Raw genomic sequence first — 11,931 nt, forward strand, 5'->3', positions numbered from 1 at the left:
GTGGCGGCGCGGCGGGCTTCTTTGATCTGGCGGTCGAATTCTTTTATCTCGCGCTCCAAGCCGACTTTTAAATCGTCTGCCCAGCCGTCGAGCTTTTCGGCCTCGGCCTCGAAGAAGGCGGCGTTGCGCTGAGAGATATTCTGCTGGATCGCCGCTTGACGCTGGCGGAGAATCTCTTCTAGTTGTGGCGTATCAATGCTTGGCCGCTCACTTACGAAGCGAGCAGGCACAGCGAACAAGCGCCGGGCGGCTTCTTCGTCTAGTGGATCACCCTTGTCCGTTGCGGCAGCGAAGATCAGATAATCTTCGGCCTGATCGAGCGACTCGACGGTGAAGAGAGCGAGCGTCAACGAACCGGACTGACCTAAGAACGGTTCTAGGATGGTGATCTTGCCCGTGTGCCGGCTGAGTTCGAAAATCACTTCTGCGGGCGCGAGCGAACGACTTTTGGCTTGTTCCAAAATTCGCTGCGCCAGAGGATGGCCCAGGCGGTAAAGATGCGCCTCGCCGGTGCGGCGCGGCAGCTCGTATAGACCTAACGGAATATCTCCGTGAAACGGGCACGCCTTGAGTCTAAAGGCAGAGTCGCCGACAAATTCCGCATTACTGTCTAACTCGTGTCGCGTCAGCCGCATGAGCATCCGCTCGAAGTAAGCTAGATACTGTCGCGAGCTTTCATCGCTCACGCGCAATTTCTCTCGAACCTCGTCGTCGAAATTCTCGAGGAGTTGTTGGCGGGTGCGGGTCATGGCCTCGTCGATCTGCGCGCTGAGTTCGCCCTGGAGTGTGTCGAAGGAGGCGTTGATTTCTTCCGGCGTGCGGCATCGTTGATAGATGTCTGCAATCCGTCTTTCAAAGTCCACGCCGGACTCGATGGCGCCGAGCACTTCGTCGCTGGCGCCAAAGACGCCTTCGAAGAGCTGAAATTTTTCAGCAAGGAGCTGGAAGACCCTCTGATCGGCTGCGTTCTTCTGGTTGAGAAAATTGACCACCACCACGTCATGCTGCTGGCCGTAGCGGTGACAGCGGCCGATGCGCTGCTCGATTCGCTGCGGGTTCCACGGCAGGTCGTAGTTTACGACCAGAGAGCAGAACTGGAGATTGATCCCCTCCGCTCCTGCCTCCGTCGCGATCATTATCTGTCCTTGCTCTTTGAAGTAATCCACCAACGCCGAACGCATATCCGCTGTTCGTGAGCCGCTTACGCGGTCAGTCCCGGCGTGGCGCTCAGCCCAGTCCCGGTAAACATTCCGGGATTTTTCGTCGTTGTTGGAGCCGTTGAATAGAACAACGCTGTCCTTATAAGGACTGTCGGTAAGTACCCGCAGCAGATAGTCCTGTGTGCGGCGCGACTCGGTGAACACGAGCGCCTTGCGGGCCGCGCCGAGCCGGTCAGCTTCCTTGAACGCTCTGTCGAGCGCCACAAGCAAGGCTTTCCCTTTGGCGTTATACGTGATCGAAACAGCTAGTTGCCGGAGCTGTTCCAAATCGGCGATCTCGCGCTCGATCGCCTTACGATCCTCAGCCGACAACGGCTCAGGAACTTCTCCCTCGGGCCATTCCTCGGCTGTTTGATCCAGCGATTCGTAATCCTGCTCCAGTTCTTCTTCCAGCGACTGCGGTTGCTCCTGCTTTTTTAGCCGGGCTTGAAGCCGGCGGCTCAGCGATTCAAGCGCGCCGGCGATCGCGAACGTGGACGACGCCAGCAGTTTGCGCAACACGAGCGTCATCAACGTGCGTTGGCTCGCGGGCAGCGCTTGCAAATTGTCTCGACGAAGATAATCAGACACCAGGTTATATAGGCGGTCTTCGCTCTCTTCCGGCGTAAAATGCTGGACGATCGGAAGCCTCTTCGTGTAGCGCACGTAGGGCAGCACCTGACGGCGGAGTGTCCGGTGGCAGATCGGCTGGAGCCGAGCTTTGAGGGTGTTGAAGACCGCTTGGGTATTCAGGTAAGCGAACTGCTCGCGAAAACTCTTGAGGTCGCCAAACGTGTGCTCGTCGATGCAACTTACCAGACCGAACAGTTCCAGCAATGAATTCTGGAGCGGAGTAGCCGTTAAAAGCAGTTTGCGCGAATCTTTCAGGGCCTGTTTGAGCGTGTTCGCAATGACGTTAGCCGGCTTATAGACATTGCGCAGCCGGTGCGCCTCATCGATGACGACCAGATCCCAAGGGGTCGTACCAATATCCGCGGCTTTGCTGCGGGCGAACTGATAGGAACAGATGACAATCTCGCTCGCCTGAAACGGGTGGAAATTGCCCTGCTTGATCTCGTGGTTGTAAGACTTGGTTTCCAAAATACGGCAAGGCAGGAAAAACTTCTCGGTCAGTTCCTGATGCCATTGCTTGCGGAGATTCGACGGTACAATTGCCAGGACCCGCCGGCTGCGTTCCGCCCATTTTTGGGAGATCACCAGGCCGGCCTCAATCGTTTTACCGAGCCCGACTTCGTCCGCCAAGATCGCGCCCTTCGAAAACGGCGACCGGAAAGCAAACAGAGCAGCTTCTATCTGATGAGGGTTCAGGTCTACCTGGGCATCCACGAGGGCGCCGGCAAGTTTCTCCACGCTGTCGATCGGGCAACGCTTCGTGAGTTCAAAGGCGTAATATTTTGCGTGGTAGGGAGTTAGATCCAACTGCTTCATCTTACGAGCGCCGGAAGATTAAATAACCAAGAATTAGATCCCGCATCATGACAAGGCATCATTCCAAATCTTCCCCGCTCACTGGATCTCGTGGGGGCGGCTGGGTCGGACGAAGGTGCGAAATGGGTCGATTCTACAAGGAAATTTGGAATTGGCAAAGGGGAAAAACGTGCTCTGATTCGGCTAGGAAGCCGAGGTGGACGCCAGCGTCGCCTCCGCTGGTGTGCGGAACCACGGATAAACTACAAGGCCAATGGCGATGCCGGCGATGCCGGTCCATTTTGTCGGTCCGTCGGCGAGCGCGATGCTCGCCATGCACAGAAGGACCGGCGGAGCGCTGAGGGCGATGACGCCCGGCGCACCGAAGGGAATCCGGTAAGGCCGCGCCATGCCCGGTTCTTTGAAGCGCAGCCACACGAGCGCGGCGAATTCGAGGATCAACGCCAGCGCGTAGAGAAACATGTCGATCTGCACCAATTCTTGAAACGAGAAAGGAATCAACACGGAGAGGCCGGCGGCGTTGACGAGAATCGCGAGCCACGGCGTGGCATAGCGCGGGTGGAGTTTTTTGAGCGGCGCGGGCAGCATGCCGCGCTCGGCCATCGCGTATGGCACGCGCGACGACGTGCAGAGGAGCGCGCTCAGCAGTCCTGCCGCGCTGATCAACCCCGCGATGGTGAGCCAGCCGCCGAGCCAGCCGCCGCCGATCGCCGCCGCGACTTTCGGGAAGTAACCTTCCTCCCATTGCTCCCAGTTCGTATCGACACTGACGCCGACGGCGACGGGAAGGAGGTAGGCGAGCGTTACCAACACGACGGCGACGGCCATCGCCGCTGGATAATTCTTGTTCGGTTTTCGGACTTCTCCGGCGCAGCACCCGGCGTTGTCCCAGCCGCTCGTGTTCCAAAGGACGATGCTGAGCAACAAAGCCCAATCTCCCTTGCCGCCGCCCGCGGTCCACGACGCGGGTTCGATTTGAGGCGCGCCGAGAAGAACCATGGCGGCGAACGGCGCCAAGACCAGCACGCCGAAGACGACCAGGCTCGTACCGACGAGGGAGGTGCCGCGGATGTTGAGCCATGTGGTCGCGGCGATCAGAGCCGCGCCGATCGACCATCGCTCCGACGGCGTCATGTCGCCTCTGAGATACGTCAGATAATCGACGAACATTACCGGATAGAGAGCGTTGTCGGCGAAGCTGCAGAGCCAGCTCCACCAGCCTTCCTGAAAGCCCCAGAATCTGCCGAAGGCGCGCTCGACCCAGAGGACGTAGCCGCCGTCCTCCGGCATCGCGGTCGAAAGCTCCGCCGTCATCAGCGCAGTCGGAAAGCTCCACAGCCACGGCGCGATCATGATCGCCAGGAGCGCGATCATCGGGCCGCCGGCGCCGACGGCGTCCTCGAAGCCGTAAGCGCCGCCCGCGACGCAAAAGAACGCCAGCGCGACGAGCTGCGTGAAGCCGAGTGTGCGACGGGGTTGCATCGGGAGTTACGCGCTTTTCTGCGACAAAAAGTCCCGCAAGGTGACGTGCGAGAGGGCCTCGCGGCGCGATTCGGCGATCAGATCGAGAGTTTTTTTCAAATCATCTTCTCCCTCGACGCGCTTGATCTTGAGATCGTCGCCGCCGTATCGGCGCATCGCCTCGATCACCTCGTCGAATCGGAGCTTCTCCGGCGGCCTGGCGAGGAGATAGATATGCTCCTGCGGTTCCCGGGCCGCGGCGACGAGAAATCCCGCGCGGCAGTGCTGCTCGAGGATCTCGCCCACGATTTTCACCGGCGCGGCGAGCTTCTGCGCCAGCGCTTCGGCGCTGTACGGCTCCTTGCCCTCGTCGAAGTTTTTCCCGATCAGCCACAGGAGCTTGAGCCCCAGCTCTTCCCGGAAAGAATACGGCGCGTCGGCTACGCTCAGCTCTTTCGCTTCTTTGCGCGGGTTTTGATGGGCGAAGGAGATGACGGCGCCGAAGAGGACGACGTTCCAGCCGGTGTAGAGCCAGACGAGAAAGATCGGGAGCTGCGCGAAGGCGCCGTAAATGGCGTTGTACTTGGCGACGCCGATCTGGAAATGAATGTAGCCCCACTGCACGAGCTGCCACAGCGTTCCCGCGATGACGCCGCCGTAAAACGCCGAGGACAGGCGCACGCTCGTGTTCGGCAGGTAGTTGTAAATGAAGGTGAGCGCGATCCACATCAGCACGTAGGGTGAGAGGACCGCGAGGAGCAAGACCAGATGGCTCATGCCGGGAAGATCGACGATCCACTGGACGATCGACACGTTCTGGATCGAGCTCGTGAGGCCGAGGGCGGCGACGAAAAGAATCGGGCAGGTCAAGAGCACGCTCAGATAGTCGGCGAACTTTCGCCCCAGCGAGCGCGGGCGCTGCACGCCCCAGATCCGGTTCAGCGCCAGCTCGATGTTGCCGACGAGCGAGATAGCGGTGGCGAGCAAGCTCGCGAGCCCGATCGCGCCGAGTGCCTTGACGTCGGTCTTGTCGATGTAGCCGATGATCTGGCGAACAATCTCCTCGGAGCCCGCGCTGAGTTTTTCCAACAGGATTGGCTGCAACTGGTTCTGCACGCCGAGGCCTTTGAGAATCGCGAACATGAGAGCGAGCAGGGGGACGAGCGAGAGGAGCGTCGTATAGGTGAGAGCCGACGCCTGTAGCGGGCAGCGGTTGTCGAGGAATCCCTGGACGGCGGCGAAAAAGATGCGGACGTGGCGGTAAACTTCTCGCCTGAATTGCGAGAGGTTCGCGAGATCGCTGTGTAAGAGGTCGTCTTGGACGAAGCTCTTGAGCTGTTGAATCTTTTCTTTGGAAGTCATCCGGGATCGCCGCGGGCGGAAGCCGGGTTATTTTCTCTTGAACAGCCCTTCGAACATCGACCCCTTGCCCTTTTGCATGCCCTTTTCCATCATCTGGCCGAGGCCCTTTTTCATCAACTTTTCGTTGTCCAGATTCACTGATGGATTTTTCGCCGGTCCGGTGATCTTGAGCGGCACGACGACCCGCCCCTGGTCGTCTTTCATGAACGTCGTCGTTTTGCCGCTGTCCAGCCGCGAGGAAACGTTGGACGCAAGCGCGGCCTCGATGCCGACGTCCAGCGTCTGCGGCTCGAGATGCATCTTGCCGCTTCCGTTCGCCTCCATCACCGGGCTCTGCAGATAAATGCGCTTGAAGTCGGCGATGCCGCCGGCCAAGGTGAAATCGGTCTCCAGCGTCTTGAACGTCGTGGCGCCGCCCCGCTCTTCTTTGGACATGCCGATCGCGCCCGTGATCTGCTCGATCTTTTTTATCAGATCGACGTTGGTGAGCTCGCCGTCTTTCGCTCCCAGCCGGCCGTTGCCGCGCATTTTTCGCACGATCGGCGCGTCGCCGCCGAGCGGCGCCGTGAAATCGATGGTTCCGGCGACGGTTCCCTTGAACGCGCGCTTATCGTTCACCTTGAGTTCTTTGATCTGGCTCTGGATCTTGGACACGAGGTTGTTGGATGGCCCGTTGAGCGTTACGCGCAGGCCGACAGGACCCGAGGCTTCGAGCTCTTTGGGCACGATCGCCGCCGCCGCGAGCAGCTGGACGATCGGCTTGATGTCGAAGTTGTCGTTGACGAGCGAGAGATTCACTTTAGGCGCGCCGGTCAGGTCGGCGACCGCGCCGCTCACCGCAAAGGCTATGTCTTCGGCTTTGAGGCGGCTGTCTTTCAAAGTGAGCGCCGATGGATTCTCCTCGTAACGCAACTGGCCTTCGAGAGAGACCGGCTTCAGTCCGGGGGCTTTCAAGGCGAGTCGAAATGGAAAAGGCCGATCCGCCGAGAAATCTTTGAGCGACACTTCGATGCCGCGAATCTGGAGCGGCTTTTGTCCTTGGGTCTGCAACGTGACGGCGCCGTCCTCGATGCGCAGCAGCGTCGGGACGAGCTGGGCCAGCCTTGCCGCTTCTTTGGCTCTGGGCGCCGCTTCCTTTTTCTCCTTCTTGGCGGTGTCCTCTTTCTTCTTGGCGATATCGGCGAAGTTGAACGTGCCGTCCGATTTTTTAACCAGATTGAAAGCCGGTTTTTCGAGAATAAACTCGTCAACTTCGAAACGTCCTCCGAGAAGCGGCCCGAGCTTGAGACGAAGACTCACCTCTTGGGCGGTGAAGAAGGGCTCTTTGGAGAAGGTAGGGTTATCGGCGACCTTCAATCCCGAAAGGCGAATAGCGGGAGAAGGAACGAGCCTGAGACGAATCTCGCCGACGTCCATCTTGCGCTGCAGCGCTTGTTCGACCAGAGGAAGATAGCGGCCCTTGTACGCGCCGAGGTCGATCAGCGGCGGCACCACGACGATCGCCAGGAGCAGCAATACGAGGATGCCGATGACAATCAGCAAAAGCTTTTTCATCCGAACCTCCGCCTTTAAAGGAGCCTAACTAATGCTTCACTGTTGTGTCAACCCGACCAGGAACGTGCTCGTGATCGGACAAGTGCCGTGATCGTGCTCGTAGGGAGGAGCGAACACGAACACGAAAGCTCGAAGAACCGCTTCGAAGTTACACGAACACGATGGGAGGTAGCCATGCGGGGCGGTATTTGTTAGCATAACAAAACTTTTTAACGGGAGCGCAATTGGATTTCTCTTCCGGAATATTTCTTCAGGTCGTCATGGACGGCGTCGTCTTGGGGTTCATGTACGCGCTGATCGCCCTCGGCTACACGATGGTCTACGGCGTGCTGGAATTCATCAACTTCGCCCACAGCGAGATCTTCATCATCGGCGCTTTCGTCGGCGCGGAGCTTCTTCTCGGCCTCGAATCCGCCGGCGCGCTGGCCGCGCTCTCCCCGGCGTTCGTCGTGTTGCTGTTGATCTTCGCCGGCATGCTCGCGAGCGGGCTTGCGGCGGTGACGCTCGAGCGCGCGGCCTACCGGCCGCTCCGCGGCGCGCCGCGCCTGGTGCCGTTGATCTCGGCCATTGGCGCGTCGTTTTTTCTCCAGGATTTTATCCGGCTCCTGGAAAGCCTGTGGCGCAACACCTTTTATCTCAGCTATCCAACGCTCGACATCCTGGATAAGAATGTATCTCTCGGCGCCGCCGTCGAGATCCCGATGAAGTCGATCCTCGTCATCGCGACCGCGCTCGCGATGCTCCTCTGCCTTTATTTATTTGTCAACAAGACCAAGCTCGGCACGGCGATCCGGGCGGTCGCGCAGGACCCGGACGCCGCCGCCCTCATGGGCATCCCGGTCAACCGGATCATCTCGCTCACGTTTTTCGTCGGCGGCGCGATGGGCGGCGTCGCCGGCGTGTTGTTCGGGCTGCACTACAGTCTCATCAATCCCTACAGCGGCTTCGGTCCGGGCCTCAAGGCTTTCACTGCGGCGGTGCTCGGCGGCATCGGCAACATTCCCGGCGCGGTTCTCGGCGGACTGGTGCTGGGCCTTCTCGAAGCGTTCGCCGCTTCCTATCTCGCGCTCCTCACCGACGGCGCCTTCGGCGCGGAGTACAAAGACGTCGTCGCGTTCGCGGTGTTGATATTGATTCTGATTTTTAAACCCAAGGGATTGCTGGGAGAAAAGGTGCGGGAAGAGGGAGCGTGAAGAAAGGATGAAGGCTGAAGGATGAGGGATGAAGTGAAAAAGTGGATTTTTACCGCCGGTCTCGCTGCCTACATCGCGCTGACGAGTTTTCTCGTCTATTCCTTTCCGCGCTCGGTCTCGGCCTTTCTGCTCTTCGAAGCGTCGCTGCTTTTTATCTACTATGCGCCGGTCGCGCGCGCGGCCAAGCTCTCGCTCGCTGCGGCGGTCTTGATCGTCCTCATGCCGCTTCTGGGAACGATCGAAGGCTACTATCTCGAAGTCGCCATCCAGATCGGAATCTTCGTCGCGCTTGCCCTCGGACTCAACATCGTCGTCGGCTTCGTCGGCCTCTTGAATCTCGGCTTCGTCGCGTTTTACGCCATCGGCGCCTATCTCTGGGCGATCTTCGGCTCGCATCAGGCCAACGCCTTCATATCCGGCGGCTACTTTCCGCTCGCGCCGCCGTGGATTTTTGTTTTTCTCCTGCTCGCCGTCGCCGTCGGCGCGTTCACCGGAGTTCTTTTGGGGCTTCCCGTGCTGCGTCTGCGCGGCGATTATCTCGCCATCGTGACCTTGGGGTTCGCCGAGGTCGTGCGCGCGCTGGTCAACAATCTCGACAAGCCGATCAATTTGACCAACGGCCCGAGGGGCATCACGCCGATCCAGCGCCCGCCGCTCTTTTTCCAACCGCTGTTGGAATTTCTTGGCTTTAACGCCGATCCGGCCGCGCTCTACCCGGTTTATTTTTACTTTCTCGTTCTCGCGCTGCTTTTGATCATTATTCTCGTGACGCGCCGGCTGGAGAATTCCCCGGTCGGACGCGCGTGGAAGGCGATCCGCGAGGACGAGGTCGCCGCGGTGGCCATGGGCATCCCCGTGGTGCGGATGAAGCTGCTCGCTTTCGCCGTCGGCGCCTCTTTTGCCGCGGCCATCGGCGTGCTCTTCGCCGCCAAACAGGGCTTCATCAATCCCGAGAGCTTCACGTTCATGGAATCGATCGGCGTCCTCGCCATGGTGATTCTCGGCGGCATGGGCTCGATTCCCGGCGCGATCCTCGGCGCGACGATCGTGACGATCCTGAACCTGCAACTCCTAAAAGGACTTTCTCTGTGGCTCAACGCGTTGCGACAATCCGGCATCGTTCTTTCCGTCCCGCTCCTCGGCAACTTCGATCTGAGCCAGATTCCAGCGCAGTTCGAGCCGGCGAAATACGAGCGCATGGTGTTCGGCCTGATTTTGATTTTAATGATGATCTACCGGCCGCAAGGTTTTTTGCCGCCGCGCCAGGGTGCTTCGACCAAGCTCACCGCGGACGGAGAAAAATAAGATGGCGCTGCTTGAGGTCCGCGGTCTCACGAAAAAATTCGGCGGGCTCACCGCCGTGCGCGCCGTGGATCTGGCGATCGAGGAAAGCCATATCGCCGCGCTGATCGGCCCGAACGGCGCGGGCAAAACCACGCTCTTCAACGTCCTCACCGGCCTCTACCGTCCGGACGAGGGGGAGATCCGTTTTCAGAACCGCTCGCTTCGCGGCGCGACCGCGGACCGGATCACGCGCGCCGGCATCTGCCGCACGTTTCAAAACATCCGCCTCTTCGGCGAGATGAGCGTATTGGAAAACGTTCTGGTCGGGATGCACGCGCGCATCCCGCTCACCTTGGCGGACGTCCTGCTGCGCCAGTCGCGCTCGCGCGCCGAGGAAAAGCAAGCGCGGGCGCGGGCGATGGATCTGCTCGGCCTGGTCGGCCTGCAGGGGAGGGAAGACATCTGGGCGCGGCGGCTCTCTTACGGCGAGCAGCGCCGCCTCGAAGTGGCGCGCGCGCTGGCGTCCGAGCCTAAGCTCCTGCTCCTCGACGAGCCGACCGCGGGAATGAATCCTTCGGAGGCGCAGAAACTGATGGCGCTGCTCAAGAAGCTCGTCGGCGCCCAGGTGCGGAGCATTCTCTTGATCGAGCACAACATGCGCGTCGTCATGGGGATATCGGACCGGGTCACGGTCCTCGACCACGGCGAGAAGATCGCCGACGGCACGCCGGAGGAAGTGCAGAACGACGCGCGCGTGATTGAAGCCTACCTCGGCCGTGGAAAGTGGCAGGCGAATGCTCAAGGTTGACGAGCTGCACGTCTACTACGACGCGATCCACGCGCTGCAGGGCGTCTCGTTCACGGTAGCACAAGGCGAAATGGTCACTTTGCTCGGCGCCAACGGCGCGGGCAAGAGCACGACCTTGAAAACCATCTCCGCCCTGCTCAAGCCGCGCGCGGGAAAGATCGAGCTGGAAGGAAAGCCGCTGGAAGATTTGCCGCCGCATGAGATCGTCAGGCGCGGCGTGGCGCACGTCCCCGAAGGGAGGAGGGTGTTCCCGCGCCTCTCGGTTTTGGAGAATCTCAAGACCGGCGCTTACACCCGGCGCGCGAATACGATCGGCGGCGATATCGACCGTGTCTTCGCTCTTTTCCCACGCCTCAAGGAGCGCATACAGCAGAAGGCGGGGACGCTCTCCGGCGGCGAGCAGCAGATGCTGGCGATCGGCCGCGGCCTTATGGCGCGCCCGCGATTGCTCTTGCTCGACGAGCCATCCATGGGATTAGCGCCGATCTTGGTCGAGCAGATCTTCGCGACGATTCAGGAGATCAATAAAGAAGGGGTGACGATTTTACTCGTCGAGCAAAACGCCGCGATGGCGCTCGCGATCTGCCACCGCGGCTACGTGTTGGAAACCGGAAAAATTATTCTCCAAGGCAGCGCCGCCGAGCTCAGCGGCAACGACCGGGTGCGGCAGGCGTATCTGGGCGGATGAAAGTTTGGCAACGAAAAAAGACCGTGAAGATCACCAACGCGCGGAAGGCGGGTGAGCGAGCATGGATTTGACCAGGCAGGCCGCGTACGCCGATCAAACGCCGTATGAGCTATGGCAACGGAGCGAAGAGATTCCCGTATATAAAGGTCTCGGCGTCGAGGATTTGACAACGGTCGCGCTGGGACGATGGAAGCGCAAGGGCGCGATGGGCGCTTTCATCAACATGCAGGGCGCCGGGCGCAGTTGCGACGCTTACGTTTGTGAGATTCCCGCCCGGGGCCAGACGCTCGCCGAACACTATCTCTTCGAGGAGCTCATCTACGTCGTCAAGGGCCGCGGCGCGACGACGGTGTGGCAGGAAGGCGACCGCAAGCAGACCTTTGAATGGCAGGAGGGCAGCATGTTCTCTCCGCCGCTCAACTCCTGGCGCCAACATTTCAACGCGCAGGGCGACGCGCCGGCCCGTTTCGTCGCCTTGACGGACGCGCCGGTCATGATCAACCGCTTCCGTAATCTGGATTTCGTTTTCAAGAATCATTTTGTTTTTTCCGATCGATTCGGCGGCGAAGACGGTTACTTCAGCGGGCGGGGAAAAGAGGTCGAGAGTCATCGCACCTGGGACGCGAATTTCATCGCGGACGTCGCCGGCTTCCGCTTGATGGAGCACAGCGCGCGCGGGCAAGGCGCCAGGGGCATCCTGCTCCATTTTTCCGCCAACACGATGTCCGCGCATATCGAGGAGTATCCCGTCGGCACCTATCCGCGAGCTCATTGGCACGGTCCCGGAGCGCACATCCTCATTCTCTCCGGAGAAGGGTATTCTTTTTTGTGGGAGCCCGGGAAACCGCGCGCGCGGATCGATTGGAAGCCGGGCAGCCTGTTCGTGCCGCCGGCGAAATGGTTCCATCAGCATTTCAATCCCGGACGCGCGCC

The 11,931-nt window shown here is 60.2% G+C and carries 9 protein-coding genes; 5 read left to right on the forward strand and 4 right to left on the reverse strand.

Annotation, left to right across the window (positions count from 1 at the left end):
- From VGL70_19880 to VGL70_19895, 4 genes are all read right to left on the reverse strand, one after another.
- A partial coding sequence (locus VGL70_19880; GenBank protein HEY3305792.1) for an SNF2-related protein occupies positions 1-2,648 on the reverse strand: 2,648 nt, incomplete at its 3' end.
- Positions 2,649-2,831: 183 nt separating this feature from the next.
- Positions 2,832-4,130, reverse strand: a complete 1,299-nt coding sequence (locus VGL70_19885) for an APC family permease (protein HEY3305793.1) — start codon at positions 4,128-4,130, stop codon at positions 2,832-2,834.
- Between the two features lie 6 nt (positions 4,131-4,136).
- Positions 4,137-5,471, reverse strand: coding sequence for a YhjD/YihY/BrkB family envelope integrity protein (locus VGL70_19890; protein ID HEY3305794.1), 1,335 nt, complete (start codon positions 5,469-5,471; stop codon positions 4,137-4,139).
- 27 nt (positions 5,472-5,498) lie between these two features.
- Positions 5,499-7,025: an AsmA family protein gene (locus VGL70_19895; GenBank protein ID HEY3305795.1), complete on the reverse strand. Its 1,527-nt coding sequence runs from the start codon at positions 7,023-7,025 to the stop codon at positions 5,499-5,501.
- A 260-nt stretch (positions 7,026-7,285) separates the two neighbouring features.
- Between VGL70_19895 and VGL70_19900 the strand changes: the two genes are divergently transcribed.
- From VGL70_19900 to VGL70_19920, 5 genes are all read left to right on the forward strand, one after another.
- Entirely contained in the window at positions 7,286-8,218 is a 933-nt protein-coding gene (locus tag VGL70_19900; GenBank protein ID HEY3305796.1) for a branched-chain amino acid ABC transporter permease, read from the forward strand.
- A 33-nt stretch (positions 8,219-8,251) separates the two neighbouring features.
- The gene (locus tag VGL70_19905; GenBank protein ID HEY3305797.1) at positions 8,252-9,523 is read left to right on the forward strand and encodes a branched-chain amino acid ABC transporter permease; all 1,272 of its coding nucleotides are present in this window, start codon (positions 8,252-8,254) and stop codon (positions 9,521-9,523) included.
- Position 9,524: 1 nt separating this feature from the next.
- Positions 9,525-10,310: an ABC transporter ATP-binding protein gene (locus VGL70_19910; protein ID HEY3305798.1), complete on the forward strand. Its 786-nt coding sequence runs from the start codon at positions 9,525-9,527 to the stop codon at positions 10,308-10,310.
- A complete protein-coding gene (locus tag VGL70_19915) occupies positions 10,297-10,998 on the forward strand; it encodes an ABC transporter ATP-binding protein (protein HEY3305799.1) in 702 nt (233 codons plus the stop codon). The genes VGL70_19910 and VGL70_19915 overlap by 14 nt, the downstream gene beginning before the upstream one ends.
- Before the next feature lie 61 nt (positions 10,999-11,059).
- Positions 11,060-11,931 (forward strand): ethanolamine ammonia lyase-activating protein (locus tag VGL70_19920; GenBank protein HEY3305800.1); only part of this gene is annotated, 872 nt, incomplete at its 3' end.

This window comes from Candidatus Binatia bacterium (assembly GCA_036504975.1).
Classification (GTDB): Bacteria; Desulfobacterota; Binatia; order UBA9968; family UBA9968; genus JAJPJQ01.

Bases quoted from the DNA above. Each gene is read 5' to 3' on its own strand.
- VGL70_19885 (HEY3305793.1), bottom strand. From the start codon at position 4,130: ATGCAACCCCGTCGCACACTCGGCTTCACGCAGCTCGTCGCGCTGGCG.
- VGL70_19890 (HEY3305794.1), bottom strand. From the start codon at position 5,471: ATGACTTCCAAAGAAAAGATTCAACAGCTCAAGAGCTTCGTCCAAGAC.
- VGL70_19895 (HEY3305795.1), bottom strand. From the start codon at position 7,025: ATGAAAAAGCTTTTGCTGATTGTCATCGGCATCCTCGTATTGCTGCTC.
- VGL70_19900 (HEY3305796.1), top strand. From the start codon at position 7,286: ATGGACGGCGTCGTCTTGGGGTTCATGTACGCGCTGATCGCCCTCGGC.
- VGL70_19910 (HEY3305798.1), top strand. From the start codon at position 9,525: ATGGCGCTGCTTGAGGTCCGCGGTCTCACGAAAAAATTCGGCGGGCTC.
- VGL70_19915 (HEY3305799.1), top strand. From the start codon at position 10,297: ATGCTCAAGGTTGACGAGCTGCACGTCTACTACGACGCGATCCACGCG.